The organism is Paragemmobacter kunshanensis, assembly GCF_011059185.1.
GTDB classification, from domain to species: domain Bacteria; phylum Pseudomonadota; class Alphaproteobacteria; order Rhodobacterales; family Rhodobacteraceae; genus Paragemmobacter; species Paragemmobacter kunshanensis.
Window position 1 is genome coordinate 1 of record NZ_JAALFE010000037.1, and the last position, 19,711, is coordinate 19,711.

The 19,711-nt window shown below is 67.3% G+C and carries 21 protein-coding genes, 1 tRNA gene and 1 pseudogene; 4 read left to right on the plus strand and 19 right to left on the minus strand.

The window, feature by feature from the left end:
- Together G5V65_RS22165 and G5V65_RS20160 are read right to left on the minus strand one after the other, a co-directional pair.
- Positions 1–182 (minus strand): annotated as a pseudogene (locus G5V65_RS22165) (hypothetical protein); the annotation flags it as partial.
- 78 nt (positions 183–260) lie between these two features.
- Positions 261–2,510 carry a hypothetical protein gene (locus G5V65_RS20160; RefSeq protein ID WP_165054005.1) on the minus strand — a complete coding sequence of 750 codons (2,250 nt, stop codon included), beginning with the start codon at positions 2,508–2,510 and terminating at the stop codon, positions 261–263.
- Between the two features lie 390 nt (positions 2,511–2,900).
- Between G5V65_RS20160 and G5V65_RS20165 the strand changes: the two genes are divergently transcribed.
- The 3 genes from G5V65_RS20165 to G5V65_RS20175 are packed head-to-tail and all read left to right on the plus strand — an operon-like array spanning position 2,901 to position 5,061.
- The gene (locus G5V65_RS20165; protein ID WP_165054007.1) at positions 2,901–3,356 is read left to right on the plus strand and encodes a DUF2924 domain-containing protein; all 456 of its coding nucleotides are present in this window, start codon (positions 2,901–2,903) and stop codon (positions 3,354–3,356) included.
- Positions 3,356–4,681, plus strand: coding sequence for a recombinase family protein (locus G5V65_RS20170; RefSeq protein WP_165054009.1), 1,326 nt, complete (start codon positions 3,356–3,358; stop codon positions 4,679–4,681). Before G5V65_RS20165 ends, G5V65_RS20170 begins: the two co-directional genes overlap by 1 nt.
- On the plus strand, positions 4,678–5,061 hold the full coding sequence (locus G5V65_RS20175; RefSeq protein WP_165054011.1) for a hypothetical protein: 384 nt from the start codon (positions 4,678–4,680) through the stop codon (positions 5,059–5,061). The genes G5V65_RS20170 and G5V65_RS20175 overlap by 4 nt, the downstream gene beginning before the upstream one ends.
- 3 nt (positions 5,062–5,064) lie before the next feature.
- Here the strand turns inward: G5V65_RS20175 and G5V65_RS20180 are convergent, their stop codons facing one another.
- From G5V65_RS20180 to G5V65_RS20225, 10 genes are all read right to left on the minus strand, one after another.
- A complete protein-coding gene (locus G5V65_RS20180; RefSeq protein WP_165054013.1) occupies positions 5,065–5,901 on the minus strand; it encodes a DUF3883 domain-containing protein in 837 nt (278 codons plus the stop codon).
- 387 nt (positions 5,902–6,288) lie between these two features.
- A tRNA-Ser gene (locus G5V65_RS20185) sits at positions 6,289–6,378 on the minus strand.
- Positions 6,379–6,444: 66 nt separating this feature from the next.
- Positions 6,445–7,164: an alanyl-tRNA editing protein gene (locus G5V65_RS20190; protein WP_165054015.1), complete on the minus strand. Its 720-nt coding sequence runs from the start codon at positions 7,162–7,164 to the stop codon at positions 6,445–6,447.
- The gene (locus G5V65_RS20195) at positions 7,161–9,587 is read right to left on the minus strand and encodes a DUF3772 domain-containing protein (protein ID WP_165054017.1); all 2,427 of its coding nucleotides are present in this window, start codon (positions 9,585–9,587) and stop codon (positions 7,161–7,163) included. Before G5V65_RS20195 ends, G5V65_RS20190 begins: the two co-directional genes overlap by 4 nt.
- Positions 9,588–9,595: 8 nt before the next feature.
- Complete coding sequence (locus G5V65_RS20200; RefSeq protein WP_394352262.1) at positions 9,596–10,141, minus strand: pyridoxal-phosphate dependent enzyme; 546 nt, start codon at positions 10,139–10,141, stop codon at positions 9,596–9,598.
- Positions 10,142–10,250: 109 nt separating this feature from the next.
- Entirely contained in the window at positions 10,251–10,409 is a 159-nt protein-coding gene (locus tag G5V65_RS20205) for a DUF7697 family protein (protein WP_165054003.1), read from the minus strand.
- A gap of 68 nt (positions 10,410–10,477) precedes the next feature.
- On the minus strand, positions 10,478–10,915 hold the full coding sequence (locus tag G5V65_RS20210) for a hypothetical protein (RefSeq protein WP_165054019.1): 438 nt from the start codon (positions 10,913–10,915) through the stop codon (positions 10,478–10,480).
- Positions 10,916–10,917: 2 nt separating this feature from the next.
- Positions 10,918–11,859, minus strand: a complete 942-nt coding sequence (locus G5V65_RS20215) for a phage tail tube protein (protein WP_165054022.1) — start codon at positions 11,857–11,859, stop codon at positions 10,918–10,920.
- A 24-nt stretch (positions 11,860–11,883) separates the two neighbouring features.
- Positions 11,884–12,300: an acyl-CoA transferase gene (locus G5V65_RS20220; protein WP_165054024.1), complete on the minus strand. Its 417-nt coding sequence runs from the start codon at positions 12,298–12,300 to the stop codon at positions 11,884–11,886.
- On the minus strand, positions 12,297–12,722 hold the full coding sequence (locus tag G5V65_RS20225; RefSeq protein WP_165054027.1) for a MerR family transcriptional regulator: 426 nt from the start codon (positions 12,720–12,722) through the stop codon (positions 12,297–12,299). The genes G5V65_RS20220 and G5V65_RS20225 overlap by 4 nt, the downstream gene beginning before the upstream one ends.
- Before the next feature lie 231 nt (positions 12,723–12,953).
- Here G5V65_RS20225 and merA point away from each other — a divergent pair, with 231 nt between their 5' ends.
- A complete protein-coding gene (gene merA / locus G5V65_RS20230) occupies positions 12,954–14,375 on the plus strand; it encodes a mercury(II) reductase (RefSeq protein WP_165054030.1) in 1,422 nt (473 codons plus the stop codon).
- A 50-nt stretch (positions 14,376–14,425) separates the two neighbouring features.
- On the opposite strand, the gene G5V65_RS20235 is transcribed toward merA, so the two are convergent.
- The 7 genes from G5V65_RS20235 to G5V65_RS20265 form a co-directional block, all read right to left on the minus strand.
- The gene (locus G5V65_RS20235; protein ID WP_165054034.1) at positions 14,426–15,055 is read right to left on the minus strand and encodes a DUF6441 family protein; all 630 of its coding nucleotides are present in this window, start codon (positions 15,053–15,055) and stop codon (positions 14,426–14,428) included.
- 5 nt (positions 15,056–15,060) lie between these two features.
- A complete protein-coding gene (locus G5V65_RS20240; protein ID WP_160786238.1) occupies positions 15,061–15,372 on the minus strand; it encodes a head-tail joining protein in 312 nt (103 codons plus the stop codon).
- A complete protein-coding gene (locus G5V65_RS20245; RefSeq protein WP_165054036.1) occupies positions 15,372–16,385 on the minus strand; it encodes a major capsid protein in 1,014 nt (337 codons plus the stop codon). The genes G5V65_RS20240 and G5V65_RS20245 overlap by 1 nt, the downstream gene beginning before the upstream one ends.
- Positions 16,386–16,409: 24 nt before the next feature.
- Positions 16,410–16,775, minus strand: coding sequence for a head decoration protein (locus tag G5V65_RS20250; RefSeq protein ID WP_165054039.1), 366 nt, complete (start codon positions 16,773–16,775; stop codon positions 16,410–16,412).
- Positions 16,776–16,779: 4 nt separating this feature from the next.
- A complete protein-coding gene (locus G5V65_RS20255) occupies positions 16,780–17,808 on the minus strand; it encodes a head maturation protease, ClpP-related (RefSeq protein WP_165054041.1) in 1,029 nt (342 codons plus the stop codon).
- 4 nt (positions 17,809–17,812) lie between these two features.
- On the minus strand, positions 17,813–19,249 hold the full coding sequence (locus G5V65_RS20260; RefSeq protein WP_241250677.1) for a phage portal protein: 1,437 nt from the start codon (positions 19,247–19,249) through the stop codon (positions 17,813–17,815).
- A 134-nt stretch (positions 19,250–19,383) separates the two neighbouring features.
- Entirely contained in the window at positions 19,384–19,599 is a 216-nt protein-coding gene (locus tag G5V65_RS20265; protein WP_165054046.1) for a phage head-tail joining protein, read from the minus strand.
- Positions 19,600–19,711 lie beyond the last annotated feature (112 nt).

Consider the following 19,711-nt stretch of genomic DNA (forward strand, 5'->3'; position numbering starts at 1 on the left):
AAGCCCACGAGATACTCGTGCCCCCGCGCGAAGCGCAGGTGCATGCGGCCGTCCCGGCAGACGCCGAGCAGCTTGTCACAGCGCGTGCAGCGCCATTCCAAGTTGTGGGTGGTGGGCTTGGTCTTCGCGGCGCCGGACCAGCTCGTCGGGGCTGCCTGGCGCGGGGGGAAGGGAGTCGGCATGGAAGTGCTCCTCTATGTGGAGCCCTTCCAGTATTCAGCGGTTTGTTAGACCGTCTCCCGCCGCATGTTAGACCGCTGTTAGACGGTCGCTTCCTCGGCTGGCTCGGCCACGGTTTCGGTCGGCTGCGCAGTGAGTAGCAGTCGCCAATATCCCTTCTTCGCACCCTTGCCGATATAGACGTCCCGGATGCTGTCCCAGGTCTCCTTCCGGAACGCCTGCTGGGGGCTTCTGGACTCGAAGCCTTCCATCAGCGCCTTTACCTGAACGTCGGGACTGCCTTTCGCGGCTGCGACCACCAGGCGCTCGAAGATCGTAAGTTGATCGTTCCCAGCGAGGTGAAGCGGCTCCCTGCCAGGAATGAACAGCGTGCCGGACTGCTTGCCTGTCCGAACCACCCGCGGGGACACACCCCCGCGTGCGAGTGAAAGACCGTCTCGGTACGCGAGTTCTATTCCGTCGCGCGCGAACAGCATTTCCTCGTCCGCCGATGCGAGATGGGACAGCAGCGGCATGACGACGTTAGGCCCAAGATGTGACGGCATCTCCTCGCTCGCGGCGAAGACGATGCCCACGCCAGCGGTGCCCCGCGCGCGCAACATCAGATCCAGTCTCTGCGCCGCTTTGGGATCATTGAGCCGTCGGGCGAAATAAACGGGCACATCTGCCTCATCGATCTGGATCGCGCCGACGAGGGTCAGGTCCGGGTCCAGGATCTGCGCCGCCCGCTTGCTCAGCAGCGGCTTCATCAGGCGCATGAGCGTCTCGTGAAGCCACTGAGCGTTGACCGCGAACATCTCGACATCCGACGCGGGGCGCTTGCCGACATCTTCGCCGAAAGGACCGACAGCGTGGATCATGCCTTCGGTCGCCGACGGCTTGACGGCGCCTTCCCCGTCGACGTCGTCGTCCTCAATAAGAACCACGTCCTGACGGTCGCGGCGCTCGAGCAGGCCGCCTTCGATGAGACGCTTCGGGTCAAGCCCGAGTTCCAGTAGATAACTTCCGCTGACCTCGTCCTCGATGCGATCGTGGAGTTGAACAAGCTGGGGAAATATCGCGCGAAGGTCATCATGCGCGATTTGCCTGAACGCGCTCAGGATTCCCCATTCCTTGAGCAGCGCGAAGCCGAGGCTGCGTTCCTCCGGATCGGGCTTGCTCTGCAGGTTGCAGCTCTTCGTGCCCGCAATCGTGATATTGAGCGTCCGCTGCTTGTCATCGCCGATCAGGTTGTAGGCCACCGCGATGGTGATCCGGCTGAACGCTTCGGCGCGCCGAAAGATGTTCCGCGCCCCGAGATATCGGTCGGCAACCTCTTGGATGTCATCGTCGACCGTCACCTTGAGCTGAAGCTTGCGGCGCCAGGTTCCCAGCCGGATCTCGGCTTCGATGACGCGCGCGAACTCGAACGCGTACCCTTCGATCTCAGGGGGCTGCAGGAGAAGCGAAGAGCGGAAGCGCGAAAGATTATAGCGCTTCCAGGTCAGAGGTTTCTGGGAGATGTCGTGACCTAGCGCAACTTCGGCGAAGGAGTCGCTGACCGTCTGGCGCACCACGGGGCTGTCCGCGCAGACCTCGATCTGCCGCATCGAGGGCGTGTAGATCAGCGTCGCCTCGTTCGGCGGTCGGTAGTAGATGGTTCCCCGCCTTCCGTCTTGCCGGTGATCGTAGACACTCGAAAGCGGACCACCGTGCCGGACGATCAGCATGATGGACGCAGGGTGCGTATCGGTGGCAGGCAGATCGAGCGCCTTAACTGTGCAGGATATCTCGGGCTTCAGCTCGAGCATGCCCTTGATCTTGGCCGCCAGCGCCTTTTCGTCGATGGCCGCCGCGTCGAGGGCTACCTGGTTCTCCAGTTCGACCTCGAAGGCGTCGTAGAGCTTGCCGTGGTCGCGGAACTGTCGGGCGAAGTGAAAGCTCTCCGCATCCTCGAATGTTTCGCGTTCATGGAGATATGCCCAGATGCTTCTGCAGAGCTCATCTGGCTGCCGGTGAAACTCCTGCGACCGTGTCTCATCGAGTTGTTGCTCGACAATGGTGATGAGTGAGGTGACGCCCTTTTTCTCGGCGAGGGCCCGGATCCTTCGTGATCGCTGCTCCGCAGGTCGCAGGTCATCGCGGTCGAAATCCGACAGCGTCTCGACAAGTGCTTGCCGAAACGCCTCGACCGCTTCTTCGTCGGCGAGGTCGGGAACGTCCTCGGGCAGCTTGAATTCCGGCTCATTGTCTCCCTCGCGCACGGCAAGGGCAGCTCGGGCGAGGTCGACGCGCGCATCCTCGATCAGCGCCAGAACATGCGGACCGATCGGGGATGCTTTGCGCGCCATGAACTCACCTCAATGAACTACTGCTCTCGATTGATTCAACCTACGATAATCATGGACAAATCCGTGATCGGCAAGCCCTGATGTTCTCTCCCTGTTCGCATTTCCGCATCCCGTTCCGCTGAGATGTCCCACCTCGGACGGCTGGGTGGCTTTTGATCGGTAGCACACCATCAAACACGGCCACCGAGACATGAACCGCCCCAATCCGCTACCTCCCGACCAGATGACCGCCGCCGAACGCCGCGCCGAACTGTGTGGCCTGCTGGCGCTCGGGCTGGTTCGGCTGCTCGGGCAGGATAGGCGTGAAGTATCGGACAATACTGGAGAACGTTGCCTACACTATCCCGACGACCAATGCCGTCATGCAACTCCAACTCACCGGAGAAACGCATGACGAAGCCTGATCCCATCCCCGCGCGCCTGGCCGCGCTGAAGTCCATGTCCGTCCCCCAGTTGAAGTCGGAGTGGCAGACGATTTTTGCCACGACGGCGCCGAACAACAGCCGGACGTTCCTCGAGAGCCGGTTGGCCTACCGCATCCAGGAGCTGACGTATGGCGGTCCTGATCGCGAAACCCGGCGCATGCTGGACCTGCTGGCCGACGAGGTCGGCGGCACCCTGACGCGCAAGAGCCAGATCGCCGATCCTCGAAATCCCGTGGTCGGCACGAGGCTGATCCGCGAATGGAACGGGGTCGAGCACACGATCACGGTCTTGCGGGACGGGTTCGAGTGGCAGGGGCGACCCTACAAATCCTTGTCTGCGATTGCGCGGGCGATCACCGGAACGCGTTGGAATGGCTACCGCTTCTTCGGGTTGCGCGAACGAAAGCGGGGGAATGATTGATGGATCAACGCGCAAATCCCGTCCGCCGCCAACGCTGCGCGATCTACACGCGCAAGTCCTCCGAAGAAGGGCTGGAGCAGGAATTCAACAGCCTGCACGCTCAGAGAGAGGCCTGCGAGGCCTACATCGCCAGCCAACGCTCCGAGGGCTGGGTGCTGGTCCGCGATCAGTATGACGACGGCGGCATCTCGGGCGGAACGCTGGAACGGCCCGGTCTCAAGCAGCTTCTGGCCGACATCGAGGACGGCCTGATAGATGTGGTGGTCGTCTACAAAATCGACCGCCTGTCACGGTCGCTGATGGACTTCTCGAAGCTGGTCGAGGTCTTCGACCGCAACGGCGTGACCTTCGTCTCGGTCACGCAGTCCTTCAACACCACCACGTCCATGGGGCGGCTGACGCTGAACATCCTGCTCAGCTTCGCTCAGTTCGAGCGCGAGGTCACAGCCGAGCGCATCCGCGACAAAGTCCGCGCCTCTCGCATGAAGGGCATGTGGATGGGCGGCTACGTCCCGCTCGGGTACGATGTGAAGGACCGCAAGCTCGTGGTGAATGAAGACGAGGCTGCCACCGTGCGGGGCATCTTCGAGAGGTTCGTCGAGGTCGGATCAGCGACCGTGCTGGCCCGCGAACTGCGCCGCAAAGGGCTCCGCAACAAGCAGGGCACGTTGGTCGACAAGGGATATCTCTACAGAGTGCTGATGAACCGCGTCTATCGCGGCGACGCCGTCCACAAGGGCAAGGCCTATCCCGGCGAGCATCAGGCCATCATCGACCAGAAGCTGTGGGATCAGGTCCATGCCATCTTGCGGGAGAGCCCCCGCAAGCGCGCCAACAACACCCGGGCGCAGGCGCCTGCGTTGCTGAAGGGCCTTATCTTTACGGCCACGGGCGCGGCCATGACCCCGAGCAGCACGAAGAAGGGCGCGCGGCGATACCGGTACTACGTCTCGATGGACGTCATCAAGAATCGCGAACCCAGCGATGAGGGCATCCTGCGCCGCCTTCCTGCCGACCTCGTGGAAGCGGCCGTGGTGACCGAGTTGCGGCGGGTGATGCGCGCCCCCTCGATCACGGCGCAGGTCATTGCCCACTTGGCGCGCGAGGGCCACGCCTTCGCCGAGGCCGACGTGATCTCCGCGCTGCAGACGTTCGAGGACGTCTGGGGCAAGTTGTTTCCTGCGGAGCAGACCCGGATCGTGCAGTTGCTGGTGCGCCGGGTCACCGTGACGTCCGAGGGGCTGGTCATCGATGTCCGGACCGACGGCGTCTCGGGCGTCATGCGCGACATGATGGCGCCACGAAAGAAGGTGGCGGCGGAATGATGAAACCCGACGAGTCCATCCAGATCTTCGTACCGCTCAAGGTCCGCAAGCAGAACGGGCGGCCGAAGATCATGCCGCCCGCAACCTATCTGCCCAGTGAAGACCGGTCGCAGGATCCGCATATCCTGCGCGCCATCGGCCGGGCGTGGGGCTGGCGGCGGCGCATGGAGGCTGGCGAGTTCAATACGGTCACCGATCTGGCGAAAGCCGTGGGGCTGGCCGAACGCCATGTCAGCCGACAGCTGCGGCTCGCCTACCTCGCGCCGGGAGTCCTCAAGCGCCTCGTCTACAAGCGTGAGGTGCCCGCCGCGACCCTGTTGAAACTGACCGATGTCGCGGCCCTGCCATGGCACGAACAGCCGGAGCGGGTGTTCGACTGAGGCTCAGTGAAAGCTCGCCTCAAACGTCGTCGCGGTCAGGGAGACATGCGCGTCCAGCGGCGGATGCAACTCGAACGCCTTCGGCTCGCGTGAGAAGTTCCAGAGCCGGAACAGACGCCATTCCGACCTGCGCTCCTCGGCCACGGCCAGTTCGTTGCGGGTGATGTGGAAGGGCGTGCGCTCCCATCCGTTCGTCGTCTTGACCTCGATCAGTCGGGGTAGCCCGTCCGGGGCGAAACTCGCGATGTCGTAGCCCGCGCCATCGCCATCCTCCTCCGACACCCAGCGTACCTTGCGCGCCAGATCGTCCCGTCCTGCCGAGCGCAGAGACGCCCGTTCATGCGCCAGCACACGTTCCTCTCCCGCGCGACCGAGGGCCCGGTTGCGCTCGTCCCGGCCCGCCACGTCGAACTTGCGGGCGATGTGCCGCATCTGGTCCAGTTCCTGCGGCGGCGGCTGGTTCGACAGCGTCGGCGGCGGTCCGATCCAGATCTGCGCTGCCTCGCGTAGGCCAGCGGCGGTTTGCAGCCTCGGTTGGCGCCCGAGCCAGGCCGGGTTCAGCGCCAGCCACCGCGCCACGGCATCCGCCAAGGTCATCTGGAAGTTGAACGCGGGCTTGTAACCGGGAATCCAGTCCTCGCCGAGGCCCTTCAGCACCGCACTGATGTTCTGGTGCTTGAACTCGACAGACCCCTCGGACCGGTCGTTCAGCAGCGGCAGCAACGCGCGACGGTGTTCGGCCTTGCTGTAGCGGCGCGCGGAGATGTCGTCGGCAAGCATCGCGAAGTAATCCGCGACGATCAGTTCGTTCTCTTCATCTGTCCACGCGCCGTTCGACATTGCGCCAGGCTATGGGCGCGAAGTCTGTTTGTCATCAGAGACTTCTGGCAGGGTCCTGGCTCGCTTCGAACGATGCCGCCGGACTCGGGATCGGCCGCCACAGAGCCGTCCTTCTGACCGCCCTGCGCCTTCGTGTCAGTCTCCGCCACCGAATTAACTCGCGAACGGGACGACCCCATGAACGCGGCAACCCATTGGAAATGCGAGGATGTTTTACGCCGTCCCGTGACCGTCGAGGGGCGCTCGAAGAGAGACGCAGGCCATTTGGAGACCCATTCCGCGTCAAGCGCCCAGTCTCCGAAGGGCGGATGGCCCTGCCAACGCCCTTTGAAACAAGAAGAAAAAAGGCCCCAATCGGGGCCCTTGGTCGGATTCAGTATCTGAGTGTGGCGGACAGAGAGGGATTCGAACCCTCGAGACGGTTCCCCGCCTACACACTTTCCAAGCGTGCGCCTTCGACCACTCGGCCATCTGTCCGTGGCGCGTTCTTTACAGGGGTAAAGTGGTGCCGCGCAAGGGGGGCGGTCGGAAATCCGCGACTTTTCAGGGGGCAAGCAGGATGTTGACGCGGCGGTTCTGGCGGCCCTTGTTCTCGATCTTGCCCAGCGTCACCCGTCCGATCTCGCCGGTGCGCGCGACATGGGTGCCGCCGCAGGGCTGCAGGTCCACCTGATCCGCCCCTGCCCCGATCCGCACGAGCCGGACCCGGCCCTGCCCCATCGGCGGCTGGACCGACATCGTCTTGACCAGCCCCGGGTTCGCCGCAAGCTCAGCATCGGTGATCCAGTCGTCCGTCACCGGCAAGTCGCGGGCGACAAGCGCGTTCAGCGCCGCCTCGATCGCGGCGGGGTCGGCGGGCGGCTCCGGCATCAGGAAATCGAGCCGCCCCTTGTCGGCGCCGATCTGCCCGCCGGTCACCGGCAGCGGGATCACCACCGACAGCAGGTGCAACGCGGTGTGCACACGCATGTGGCGGTGGCGGCGGTCCCAGTCGAGCGTCTGGGTCACCTCGGTGCCCGGCTCCGGCAGGGGGCCCGGCGTCTCCGGCACCAGCACGATGGCGCCGTCCTCGCCCTTGACGGTGGTGGCGATGGCGATCTGCGCCGCCCCGAAGCCCAGCGTGCCGCTGTCGCCCGGCTGCCCGCCCGAGGTCGGGTAGAAGATCGTGGCATCGAGGACGATCCCGCCCTCGGGCGTGCGGCCGACGACGCGTGCGGGCGCCTCGCGCAGGTAGGCATCGGTTCGAAACATCGGATCGGTCATCTGTCCGGGTCGTCCTCGCTCGGGTCGTTGTGGATCAGGCGCGGATCGGGCGTCCTGCGTGCGGCGGGTTCGGCGGGCGTCGCGGGTGCGGGGGCGGCGGCGGCCCGCGCCTCGCCGCGCAGCGCCTCGGGGTTGCGGATCCAGATGTCGCGCTGGACGAAGGGGATCTCGATCCCCTCCTCGGCGAAGCGGCGGACGATCTCGTGGTTCATCTCCGACAGGACCACGTTCTTGAAGTTCACGTCCGACAGGATCGCGCGCACCTCGAAGTTCAGCGAATCGGCGCCGAGATCGGTGAAGATCACCGCCGGCGCGGGGTCCACGAGGACCAGCGGCTGCGCATTGGCGATCTCCTTCAGGATCGCCTCGACCCGGCGGGTGTCGCTGCCGTAGGCCACCCCGGCCTTGAGGATGAGCCGCCCGGTCAGGTTGCCGCGCGTCAGGTTGGTGACGACGCCGGCGACAAGGTCGCCGTTCGGCACGATCACGTCGGTGCGGTCGAAGGTCTCGATCCAGGTGGACCGGACCGAGATGCCCTTGACGATGCCGAACTGGCCGTTGACCTCGATCATGTCACCCTCGGAGATCGGCCGCTCGATCAGGAGGATGATGCCCGAGACGAAGTTCTGGACGATGTTCTGAAGGCCGAAACCGATGCCGACCGACAGCGCGCCCGCGACGATGGCGAGCGAGGACAGATCAAGCCCGGCCGCGGTGATCGACACCAGCGCGGCAAGGAAGATCCCGACATAGCCCACGCCGGCGGCCAGCGCGTTCTGGACGCCCTTGTCCAGGTTCGTCCGCGGCAGGACCGAGTATTTCAGCGCCCCCTGCACCAGCCGCGTCGCGAGGTAGCCCATCACGAAGACCGCGACGAGGGTCAGGAACGAGGTCGGCGAGATCCGCGTCTCGCCCAGCACGATGCCGCCGCGGAAGCGGTTCCAGGCCTCCCACAGGTCGGCGGTGCGCGCGCCCCAGATCAGCGCCAGCGCGGGCAGCGCCGTCAGCGCCAGGACAAAGCCGAGCAGGACCGGGACCAGCGCCTCTCGCCCCTCTTCGCCGGAGCGTGACACGACCAGGTAGATGTCGGTCAGGAAGCGGTGCAGGACAATGACGAGGCCAACCAGCGCCAGCGTGCCGAGCGCGGGCCAGATGAGCGCGTTGGCCGCCGCCACATAGCCCACCACCCCGAGGAGCGGCGACACCACGGAGGCGGCGACAAGCGCGGTTCCGAACAGCTTCTGGATGCGGGCGCCGAAGGCGCGTTCGTCGGTGTCGAGCGTGCCCTCGCGGCGGCGGATCAGATGGCCGAGGCGGAACAGGAAGACGGCGACAAGGACGGCGACCGGGAAGGCCCAGACCGATTGCGCCGCCTGCGACAGCGGTGGGCGCACGTCGGTGGCGAAGGCCACCCGCATCACCTCAAGCGCGGCCGCCACGCCCAGCATGCTGGCGTGGAAGCGCGCCTCGGCCGGACGCTCCACGACGATGGGCGCGGTGGTGCCGCCGGTGAAGACCGAGGCACCGAGCCACCGCGCGAGGAAGAAGGCCGCCGCCGCCTCGGGCAGCGCCCCGATCAGTTCGCCCGATCGGAGCCCGGTCATCCCGGTGGCCTTGGTGGCCATGACCAGCAGCAGGACGCCCAGCACCGGCACCACCACCTGCCCCAGCGACAGGATCGTCGCGGCCAGCGCGCGCGTGCGCATCGAACTTGAGCGTTGCAGCCGCGCGGTCATGTTGCCGATGAAGCCGGGCGCACGCAGGACAAGGATGCCCGCGATCGCGATATAAAGGATGATGACCGGCAGGTTGTTGCGCAACTCGGTCCGCCGCGCGGGATTGTTCCAGGCCCCGACGGTTTCGCTCCAGAGCGTCTTCAGCCCCTGCGTCAGGACCGCCGCGCCGGCCGGCCAGTTGATCGGGTTCACCGGCGACGGCGACAGCTTCAGGAGCGCATCCGCCTGACGATCGCGGATCAGCGTGTCGATCTCGCGGATGATGCCCTCGGCGCGGCTGTGCGCCTCGACCGCGGCGATGCCCGGCGCTTCGAGCTTGGCAAGCTGGCCGTTCAGCTCCGACCGGCGCGCGGCGATCTCGGGGGCCTCGGACTGGCCTTCGGCGGGCGCCGCGCCCAGCGCCGCGATCTGGCTGCGCAGGGTTTCGATCCGTTGCTGGTTGGCCGACTGGACGGCGGCGAAGCGGGCGCGCCAGTCGACGATGCGCTGGCGCAACTGCTCCAGCGCCTGGTTCGAGGCGCGGTCCTGCTCCAGCACCTGTTCGGCAAGGGCCGCGTCCTTTTCCCACTGCGGATAGTCCGGCGCGGCCGGCGCCTCCTGCGCCATGGCGGCCCCGGCCAGCGGGGCGACGGGCAGGCCCGCCGGCGCGGAAAGCGCGGCGAGAAGCACGAAAAGGAGAAGGCGCAAGCCCCGCATCAGCCTTCGAAGACCGAGGGCAGATCCCTCGGCTCGCTGTCAAGCCAGGACGGGACCGGCAGGCCCTTGGCGCGCAGGAAGTCGGGGTTGAACAGCTTGGACTGATAGCGGTTGCCATAGTCGCAGAGCACGGTGACGATGGTATGGCCCGGCCCCATCTCGCGCGCCATGCGGATGGCGCCGGCGACGTTGATGCCCGACGACCCGCCCAGGCACAGCCCCTCCTCGGCCAGAAGGTCGAAAACGATGGGCAGCGCCTCGCTGTCGGGGATGCGCCAGGCCATGTCGGGGGTAAACCCCTCGAGGTTGGCGGTGATGCGCCCCTGCCCGATCCCCTCGGTGATGGAGGAGCCTTCGGACTTCAGCACCCCGGTCGTGTAGTAGCTGAACAGCGCGGCGCCCTCGGGGTCGGCCAGGCCGATCTTCACCCCCTTGGGCTGCAGCGCCATCGCCACGCCCGCGGCGGCAGCGGCTGCCACGGCGGCGGCAGCCGCGACCCGCACCCGACGCGAGAAGGCCGCGAGCCGGGCATTGGCCTCCTCCATCTCGCGGCTCAGCCGTCCGAAGCCGCGGGATCCGGCCTCGCCGACACCTTCCAGCTCGGCCCGCACCTGCCGTCCACCCACGGCCGCGAGGCGGACCGATACTCGCTTCTCAGCCATGGGAGTGATCCATCTGTTCGTTGAGTTCGGCGACCATCACCGCCTCGATGACGGGCAGCAGTTCGGCCATGGCGAGCGGCGGCACGCCGAGCGCGTCGCCGAGCGCGAGCGCCGCGGTCAGATCCCAGCCGATAACCGCGCCGGGCAGCACGCGAAGTTGGCCGCCGAGGCGGCCGACGAGGTCCCAGACCTGCCAGCCCTCATGCGTCTGGGGCCGGTTCAGCCGCGCCGGGCAGTCTTCGCAGGCTTGCGCGCAAGCTTGGCAGTATCGGTCGCCCCCGCCAAAGGACCATTCGGCGAGGGCGCGGAGACGTTTTTTTCCTGGTCCAGCAGCAGGCCCTTGGAGACGTAGGTCAGCTGGAAGGCCTCGAAGATCGGCCAGACGTCGAGCAAGGCGTCGATGGCCTCGGGGCTGGGATCGATCCCAATGCCGTCCGCGTCGCCGATGCCGTCCCAGGCGAGCACCGCTCGTCGCGCCAGTGCCTTGGCGAAGGCAACCGCGCGTTCATCATCCGAGGCCTCCTCAGGAACTGCCTCGACGGCCGGATCGCTGCGGGTCGCCACCATCAGCGCGGTGGACAGCGGGCGCAATTGCACCCGGACGCCGGGCGCGAGGTCATGCCAGCGCGGCGCGTTGGTCAGGTCGAGCGTCAGCATTCTCAGTACACCTCGATGTCGTTGATGAGGGTCGCCGTGCACATCCGGCCGACGACGCTGTCGCGGGCGGCCTGCCAGTCGAAGGTCGCCTGGACGCCCTGCGGCCCGGAGATCTCGATGCGCGGGCGCGGCAGGTAGACGGCGTGCACGGTGAAGGTGAAGCTCTCGCCGGACGGCAGGACGTAGGCGAACTCCATCTCGCAGGCCTCGCCATTGATGGCCTGCGCCACCAGCGTCTGGTCGGCGAAGCGCACCTCGATCCGGCCGGTCAGCGCGGCGATGGACGGGTCCGCGCCGTCGATGCGCCCGTCCGAGCGGATGGTCTCGATCCGGTCGAGGTTGTTGGCATAGGTGATGTCGGCGGAGACCACGTTGCCGAGGGCCGAGCCGTTCCGCGCGATCGCCCCGTTGAAATGGCCGAACCGCTTCAGCTCCAGCGCGGCGGGCGTGCCGGCGCTGGTGGTCGTGCCGACCGTTTCACCCTGCGCCACCAAGCGCGCCGTGGCGGTCAGCAGACCGGACCGCTGCATCTGCCACGACAGCGTGTCGAGCATGCAACCTGAATACATCGCGAAACGCGGCACCTCGGGCATACCGGTCTCGATGGACATCGACGGCAGCACCCAGCTGCCCGAACGGAACTCGTGGCTGTAAGGCGCGACGGTGCCGGTGGTGATCGGCTGGCCGAAGGCTGCCTTCAGCCAGAAACCGAAAGCCTCCGCATCGATCGGCACGACGACATTGCCATCGGCCGTCAGCGCGTCCTTGATCGGGGCGAGCGGATCGCGGCCGTAGCCGAGGAGTTCGCTGTTCAGAAGCGGCTGCTCCGCCCCCAGCGTCGCGCTGGCGAACGGCATCCGCGTGAAGCCGCTTGTGGGCGGCGTGCCATAGGTCGTCTCGAACGCAAGCGCCATCTGCGCCCGCGCCCCCTGGGCTCGTGCCATGGTGTTCTCCTCGGGTTGTCGGGATCAGCCGAGCGGATCGGCCGTGGAATAGTGCAGGACCACCGGGATCACGGCGGCCTTCAGACTGGCCGCGCCTTCGAGCGGCAAATCGACGGGCCGCGGCGCTTCCGCCTCGACCCAGTCGCAGAGCCCGCCAAGCGTGCGGTCGGCTGCAATTGTCGTACCCACGCTGGCGCAGAGCGTATCGAAGGCGGCGTCGCGGTGGGCTCCCTGCACGACCGCCTCTATCTCGGCACGGTGCCGGTAGTGATAGGCCAGCGGCGACAGCGTGACCTCCGGTTCCCCCGGCTCGCCGTCGCGCAGGATCAGCAGGCCCGCAGCGGGCACGCGCTCGGGCAGGACCTCACCGCGCAGGGTGGTGGCGGGCAGCGCCGAGAGCCGCGCATGCAGCGCGGCGAGGATGGTTTCGCGAGGGGTCATGGATTGGCGGACCTGGAAATTGCGTCGAGCACCGGACAGTCCGGAACCTCGGCGCCCGAACACTTGGATGCGGTCTCGGTGAGGACGATTTCGATGCGCCTGAGATCCGCGATCCTCGCGCGGACATCGGCAAGGTGGCGCTCGGTCCGCTCCTTGACCTCTGCGCAAGTTGGCGCGGCACCGTCTTCGAGCCCCATGAATCCGCGGATGTCCTCCATCGAGAACCCGAGTTCGCGCGCGCGCAGGATGAAGCGCAGGCGCGTGGCATGCACAGAGGAGTAGATGCGGTAGCCTGCGCCCGTCCTGGGCGGGTCGGGCAGCAGGCCAGTCTTCTCGTAATAGCGAATCGTCTCGATGTTGCAGTCGGTCGTCCGAGCTAGGTCTCCGCGTGTAAGGCCGCTCTCGCTCTCGTGATCGGTCATCGGCCAGTTTCCCCTTGAGCCTGTAGTTGCTACAGACCTTACACCTCTCATCAATAGCAGACGAGAGGTACGCGACGGGGAGCTTGCAGACGACCGAACGGACAGCCCGACCGCGGATCGCCCGGCCCGAAAGGGATGGCTCGCAGCGGGTGCCTGTTGGGCGCCTTTTACAGGTCTAGGCTGTCTGACGGCGGCAGCGGCGACTGAACACTCGAACGGACGGATGACCCCATGAAAGACGACTGCGCCCCGAAAGACGATTTCGACCTTGCCGTGATCGGTGCCGGCTCGGCCGGGTTCTCGGCCGCGATCACCGCCGCCGAAGGAGGCAAGCGGATTGCCCTGATCGGTCATGGCACCATCGGCGGGACCTGCGTGAACGTGGGCTGCGTGCCGTCCAAGACGATGATCCGTGCCGCCGAGGCTGTCCACGGCGCGCAGTCGGCGCATCGGTTCCCGGGCCTCAGGGGCGAGGCGCAGGTCGCCGACTGGGCGGCGCTGGTCGCGGCCAAGGACGATCTCGTCTCGACGCTGCGCCAGAAGAAATATGCCGACCTGCTGCCGGGCTACGATGGCGTGACTTATCTCGACGAGGGTCCGGCACGTCTGGTCGAAGGCGGCGTCGAAATCGGCGGGCGCAAGATCACAGCCCCCAAGGTCATCGTCGCCACCGGCGGGCGGCCCGCCGTGCCCGACATCCCCGGTATCCTGGACGTCCCGACGCTCGACAGCACGTCGCTCCTGGAGCTGGAGCGGCTGCCCGAGAGCCTGATTCTCCTCGGCGGCGGCTATATCGGCGTGGAACTCGCGCAAATGATGGCGCGGATGAGCACACGCGTCACCATCGTCTGCCGCTCGCGCCTGCTGCCGCGGGCAGAGCCGGAGGTCTCTAGGGCACTCGCCGAGGTCTTGCGTGCCGAAGGTCTCACGATCCTCGACGGCGTGACCTATGACGCCGCGCGGCGCGACGGCGACCGCGCCGTTCTGACGGTAACGGTTGACGGCAACGTACGCGATCTGACCGCGGATCACCTTGTCCTGACCACCGGGCGCGCGCCCAACACCGAAGGGCTGGGTCTGGCCGAAATGGGCATCGAGACCGATCGACGCGGCGCGATCAAGGTTGGCGACGACATGGCCACGACACGCCCCGGCATCTATGCGGCGGGCGATGTGACGGACCGGGACCAGTTCGTCTACATGGCCGCCTATGGCGCCAAGCTCGCGTCCCGCAACGCCGTGCTGGGCGGGGCCGAGCGCTACGACAACGCCGCGATGCCCTGGGTGGTGTTCACCGATCCGCAGGTCGCCGGCGTCGGCCTGACCGAGGCGCAGGCGCGCGCGGCGGGTCATGACGTCAAGACCAGCGTGCTGACCCTCGACAACGTACCCCGCGCGCTCGCCGCCCGCGACACGCGCGGCCTGATCAAGCTGGTCGCGGACCGGGCGACCGACCGCCTGCTGGGCGGCGTGATCATGGCGCCGGAGGGCGCCGACAGTGTCCAGACGCTTGTCCTGGCGTTGAAGTTCGGCATGACGACAAAGGCGCTCGGCGAGACGATCTTCCCCTATCTCACCACGGTCGAGGGCCTGAAGCTCGCCGCGCAGACCTTCGACAAGGATGTCGCGAAGCTGTCGTGCTGCGCGGGGTGACCCGAGCCGTCGGTTTCGTGGCTGCCGAGCAAGATTGCGCATCGATGCGATCACAACCTACCCTCCACCCAGTTCGCCACGATCAGCCCCGGCACGCCGTCCAATGCCCGGTCCGCATCCCGCGCCAGGTCCAGCCGCTTCGGCAGCTTCACCTGCGGCACCAGCAGGAAGATCGGCGCGGTGACCTTGCCGCGTCCGGTCTTCGAGCGCGACACTACCGCTTGGCCCTTCGTGTTCAGCCGGCTCTCAGCCACCAGCAGACTCGGGCCCGTCCGGCGATAGACGAACCGTAGCCGCAATCCCCGGCGTCGTTCCCATTCGCCGGGGGTGATCCGGCCGCCGCGCAGGGATTTGCCCGCGGCGGGCAGCGGGATCGCCAGCCAGAACCCGTTCTTCGAGCGGATCAGCGGGCCGGTGTCATGCGCACCGACGATGACCGGCGCCTTCGACCAGACCAGCGCCGCGGCGTCGAGGCTTTCGCCCGACCTCGGGAAGTTCTGGCTGCGGATCGAGTTGGCGAGCCGTGTGCCGAGCCCCGCGCCGGTGATCTGCAGCCGCCACGCCGACTTCAGCCCGGTCCCGGCCTCGCGCATGGCAGCCGTCACCGCGCGTTCGCCCGCCGCGACCTCGGCCGCCATCATCGCGACGATGTCGGGATCGATGTCGAGCTTCAGCTTCATGGCCGTCATGCGGGCCTCAGATCGACGGTCCAGACCAGCCGCTCGCGGTCGCGGACAGGCTCGCCCTGAATGAGGAAGGCGTCGCCATCGATCTCGATGCGGTCGCCGGAGCGCGGGGCTGGAACCTCGGCCACGCGCAGATCGATCCGGGTGGTCTCTGACCAGAGCCGGGCGTCGCCGAAGTCGGTGACGGCGTCCGCGCGCCGGGCGACGACGCGCACCAGGACGGGCGCGACGCCGTCGGCGATGTAGACCGCATCCCGGCCGATGTTCGGATCGGCGAAGAGCGCGCCGACGGCGGCGGCGAAGGCGCTCATCACGTCCGCCGCGCGCTGCGCAGAACCTGCGGGCGGGTGCAGATCGGCAGAGGATTGCTCTCGATCTCGAGGCGCACCCATTCGTCGCGGTCGCGGTCCGGGATCATCCGGGCGTAGAGCGGCAGCCCCAGCGTGTTCACCGTCTCGAAGGTGTCGGCCGGGGCGAAGTAGATCTCGAAGAGGCCCTCGACACCCTCGGGATAGAAGTATGCCTTGTCCGTCGGCACCCCAAAGCCGAGACCGCCCCGATAGCGGCGGAAGGTGATGCCGCCAAAGCTGACCTCCTCCCCTACCCTGCCCCGCAGGTCCGCGGCAGCGGCGGTGTTGAGATAGGTCTCGCGCACCTCCTTGTGGGCGACCAGATCGGCGAAGAAAGCCGATCCACATTCGGCGCGCAGCTGCACCTGACCGGCCGCCAGTCCACCAAGGCTGTCCTCGACGCTTTCGATCAGCGCCTGGCAGCGCTTCCGGAGCGCGCCAGAGGCCGGACTCGCATTGTCGAGGTCGAAGTCGACCTCCGTGGCGGGCGTGATGCCGAATTCGGTGAAGTAGTTCACCACCACCGCCCCGTCCTTGGGATCCTTCACCACGCCCTGGATGCCGTTGAAGAGGTGGAATTCGAAAGTGGCCTCGGCGTCATTCCTGAGCCGCCCCAGCTTGCGGGCGACCTCGGTCTGCACCTGCTGGGTGGCGGTTTCCGAACCGTGGTCGCGGATCCCCTGGATTTCCGAGGCCCAGAGCACATCCTGCTTCTTGAACTGGCGCACGACGAAGGCCCGCATCTCGCGGCGTTCCGGTACCTGCTGTTCATAGGCCGAGCCACGCTCGGAGAACGGGATCAGCTGCAGTGTGCCGTCCCGGCTCTCGATCACCACGGTGCGCGCGCGCACGCCGCGCGGCCCGAAGAGGTTCGAGCCCGAGAGGATCGCGGGCTTGAAGGGGATGTTCTCCAGCGCGCGGGTCAGTTCGATGATCGAGAAGGCATCGCCTTCAAAGATGTCCATGGTCGCCATGGGAATGTCCTTTCGATGGGGGGATCAGCGCACGAGAATGCCGGCTGCCAGAAGTGCTGCATGCGCCGTGGCGATCTCGCCCTCGGTCGGCGTGCCTGCGAAGACCAGGTCGTGGCGATTGACGATGGCGGGACCGCGCACCACCGCGACGGCCACGACCTCGCCAGCACTGGCATCGGCGCGGCCCCAGAGCAGGGCCACGGCGGTCTCGGTGCCATCGACCGCGGCCGAGTCGTGGGCGGCGTATTTGCCCGAGGCGGTGATCCTGCCCAGCACCGTTCCGGGTTCGAGCATGCCTGAGGCGATGGTGATGGTCTCGCGGGTGTAGTCGCGGAAGGCTTCCCAGACGAGGAAGCCGCCGGGGTGTTTGCCTTCAACCAGCGTGGTCATGGGATCATCCTTTCAGCTTGAAGGTGCGGGCGATCACGTCGCCCCAGGGGCGGGCACCGGGGCTGGGCCCGGGTTGCGGGTGATGCGGAGAGATCTCGGGCGTGGCCTCGGCGCGGGAGGAGAGAAGGCTCGCGCGCACCGCGTCGAGGCCGGCGTCCTCCACCAGAAAGCGCCCCGCCATCTGCGGCTGGCCCGCGAGACGACAGAGGTCGATCACGGCCCGGGCATGGGCGATGGCTTCGGCCCGGACGGCGGCAGGGTCGATGTGGGGCGGTGCAGCGTCAGGCTTCGACGGCCGGGCCGGTTCCGGGCCGGGCTCCAGCACGGTCGCAGGATCGGCTTGATCGAGGACATCCTCGGCGCCCTCGTCGGCTTCAACACGATCCGGTTCCGCTTCCTGAGTAGGATCGGCGACAGCGGCCGCAACCGCGTCCACCAGCACAGGCGGCGCGTTGCGGAAACGGCCGATGTCGAAGCTGGCGGCGATCCGCACCGGCTCGATCCTGCGGGTGGCCAGCCCCGCCTCCAGGGCCGCTTCCGCGTCGAACCAGGTCTCGGCCGCCATCAGGGCCGCGATCTCTTCCTCGGCGCGTCCGGACCGGGCCGCATAGCCTCGGACCATGCCGGCCGCGATCTTGTCAATGGTGTCCGCCATCTCGCGCATGTCCGCGGCGGTGCCCATGACCAGCCCCGAGGGATCGTGGATCATCAGGAAGGCGTTCTCAGGCATGACGATCTCGTCGCCCGCCATGGCGACGTAGGACGCGGCCGAAGCGGCAATGCCGTCGATCCAGACGGTGATGGTGCCGTCATGCCGCTGCAGGGCGTTGTAGATCGCCACCGCATCGAAGACCGAGCCGCCGGGGCTGTTGAGCCGCAGGTCGATCGGCACCCCGTCCGGCAGTGCGCCGAGTTCGGCGAGGAACCCCCTGGCGCTGACGCCATAGGCGCCGATCTCGTCATAGATCAGCACTTCCGCGCGAGATCCTTCCGCGCCTCGGCCCCGGGCGCGGATCGTGTACCAGCTCTTCATCCTGTCACTCCTGTTCGGGTTCAGCGCCCGCGCCGGACCCATCGGTGTCCAGGTCGGGCAGCCTTGCGGGCGTGGCCCGCGCGCCTTGCGCCTCGCCGGGGCTGGTCCGGTATCGGAGGCCCAGATCGGCCGACCGCCGGGCGTCGGCGGCGTTCTCGCGGTCGACCTCCTCGACGTCATAGCCGGTGGCCTCGACCACCTTGCGCCGCGAGGTCAGCCCTGCCTCCAGCGCCAGAACCTGCGCCTGGATATCCTTCAAGGGATCGACCCAGTCCCAGCGCGGCGGGATCCATTGCGCGGCGCGGAACCGGCCAGGTGCGGCGGCAAAGCCTGGCAGATCTAACGCCCCTGCCAGCGCCGCCGTCTCCATCCAGCGCGCCCAGATCGGACGGCAGAACTGGTGCACGATCACGCCATGCTGCAGCTGCCCGATGCGGCGACGGAACTCCACCAGTTCGGCCCGAAGGCTCGAATAGTTCGCCTGCCGGACATCGCCGGTCACGAGGTGATAGGGCAGTCCTAGCGAGGCCGAGACCGCCAGCAGCGTGCGGTACTGGAAGGCCTCGTAGCCCCCGCCCACATCGGCCGGGCTCGAGAACTTCACGTCCTCTCCCGGCAGCAGGACCTGCATCGTGCCGGGCTCGAGGCTGGCGATCGCGGCGCCGTCAGGATCGGCGGCGCCTTCGCCCATCATGGGCTCCTCGGGCGCGGTCTTGGTGATGAAGCCCGCGAACATCGCCGCAGTCTTCTTCCGGTCAAGCTCCGCGTCATCGTACTGGTCGAGCAGGAACAGCCGCACCATGGCGGGTGCCACATGCGGAAGGCCCCGGATCTGGCCGGCATCTATGGGCCGGTAGATATGCAGAACGTCCCCGGCCGGGACGCGGACTGTATCCGGCACCGCCACCCGCTGGTCCGTGCTGTCGCCCGGATGGCGGCGGCGGAAGTGATAAGCCACGCGCCGCCCGATTGCGTCGAATTCGATCCCGCAGCGGATGCGGTTGCCGTTGGCGGCTGTCTCGGTCTTCTCGAAGGGCAGCATCTCGGACTGGAGAAGCTGCAACTGCATGGGCACCATGAGACCATCCTCGGGCCGACGCGGGCGCAGTCGGACAAAGCACTCGCCCGCGACGAACATCTCGCGCGCGACCATGGCCTGCAGCCCGTAGAAGTCGGTCAGCCCGTCCGCATCGGCCTCGTCCGTCCAGGCCAGCCAGAGCTTCTGGACTCGTTCGCGCAGGTCCGCATCCTCGATCAGCGACGAGGGCTTGATCCCGTCACCGACCAGGTTCGCCGCAAAGGCCTCGCAAGCATTCGCCGCGTAGCCGTTGGTCACCACCAGTTCGCGGGCACGGGCCAGAAGGCGCGGTCCACCCGAGGCCACCAGCGCGTTGATGTTCTCGAGCGGCGGATTCCAGCCCTTGAGCCGTCGCCTCGCCATGGACCCTTCGAGCCGGGCGCGCAGTCCGGAGGGACCGTGGCTCCGGGGGAGCCGCGTAAGCCCGGAGGACGCAGGGCCACCGGTCGCCCCGCCAGCAACGGCCCCGCGGCGGAACCTGTCGAACAGACCCATGCTCAGAGCCCCTTGTCGGTCATGACGCGCACCTGCCGCACAATCCGCCGTCCCTCGGCCGAGGCGATCTCGCGATCCAGCACCTCGATGGCCCGGTCGATCTCCGCCACGGAGCGATAATCCACGGTCTTGCCGTCATAGCTGACCCGTGCCACGCCCGAGGCGCGCTGCGCGGCCAGCGCCTCGCGGCGGGCGCGGAGTTCCGTGATTGTCGCCATGACGGCCCGCCTCTATCCTGCCCGTGACCCGTCCCGACCAGGCCCGCCATGACCGACCGGATTGCCCGCCTTCGCATCGAACTGCTGCATCTCGAGCCCTGCATCTGGCGTG

Bases quoted from the DNA above. Each gene is read 5' to 3' on its own strand.
- G5V65_RS20165 (WP_165054007.1), top strand. From the start codon at position 2,901: ATGACGAAGCCTGATCCCATCCCCGCGCGCCTGGCCGCGCTGAAGTCC.
- G5V65_RS20255 (WP_165054041.1), bottom strand. From the start codon at position 17,808: ATGAAGAGCTGGTACACGATCCGCGCCCGGGGCCGAGGCGCGGAAGGA.
- G5V65_RS20180 (WP_165054013.1), bottom strand. From the start codon at position 5,901: ATGTCGAACGGCGCGTGGACAGATGAAGAGAACGAACTGATCGTCGCG.
- G5V65_RS20250 (WP_165054039.1), bottom strand. From the start codon at position 16,775: ATGACCACGCTGGTTGAAGGCAAACACCCCGGCGGCTTCCTCGTCTGG.
- G5V65_RS20240 (WP_160786238.1), bottom strand. From the start codon at position 15,372: ATGAGCGCCTTCGCCGCCGCCGTCGGCGCGCTCTTCGCCGATCCGAAC.
- G5V65_RS20160 (WP_165054005.1), bottom strand. From the start codon at position 2,510: ATGGCGCGCAAAGCATCCCCGATCGGTCCGCATGTTCTGGCGCTGATC.
- G5V65_RS20225 (WP_165054027.1), bottom strand. From the start codon at position 12,722: ATGACCGATCACGAGAGCGAGAGCGGCCTTACACGCGGAGACCTAGCT.
- G5V65_RS20170 (WP_165054009.1), top strand. From the start codon at position 3,356: ATGGATCAACGCGCAAATCCCGTCCGCCGCCAACGCTGCGCGATCTAC.
- G5V65_RS20210 (WP_165054019.1), bottom strand. From the start codon at position 10,915: ATGCTGACGCTCGACCTGACCAACGCGCCGCGCTGGCATGACCTCGCG.
- G5V65_RS20265 (WP_165054046.1), bottom strand. From the start codon at position 19,599: ATGGCGACAATCACGGAACTCCGCGCCCGCCGCGAGGCGCTGGCCGCG.
- G5V65_RS20175 (WP_165054011.1), top strand. From the start codon at position 4,678: ATGATGAAACCCGACGAGTCCATCCAGATCTTCGTACCGCTCAAGGTC.
- G5V65_RS20200 (WP_394352262.1), bottom strand. From the start codon at position 10,141: ATGGAGGAGGCCAATGCCCGGCTCGCGGCCTTCTCGCGTCGGGTGCGG.
- G5V65_RS20260 (WP_241250677.1), bottom strand. From the start codon at position 19,249: ATGGCGAGGCGACGGCTCAAGGGCTGGAATCCGCCGCTCGAGAACATC.
- G5V65_RS20245 (WP_165054036.1), bottom strand. From the start codon at position 16,385: ATGGCGACCATGGACATCTTTGAAGGCGATGCCTTCTCGATCATCGAA.
- merA (WP_165054030.1), top strand. From the start codon at position 12,954: ATGAAAGACGACTGCGCCCCGAAAGACGATTTCGACCTTGCCGTGATC.
- G5V65_RS20215 (WP_165054022.1), bottom strand. From the start codon at position 11,859: ATGGCACGAGCCCAGGGGGCGCGGGCGCAGATGGCGCTTGCGTTCGAG.
- G5V65_RS20220 (WP_165054024.1), bottom strand. From the start codon at position 12,300: ATGACCCCTCGCGAAACCATCCTCGCCGCGCTGCATGCGCGGCTCTCG.
- G5V65_RS20235 (WP_165054034.1), bottom strand. From the start codon at position 15,055: ATGAAGCTGAAGCTCGACATCGATCCCGACATCGTCGCGATGATGGCG.
- G5V65_RS20190 (WP_165054015.1), bottom strand. From the start codon at position 7,164: ATGACCGATCCGATGTTTCGAACCGATGCCTACCTGCGCGAGGCGCCC.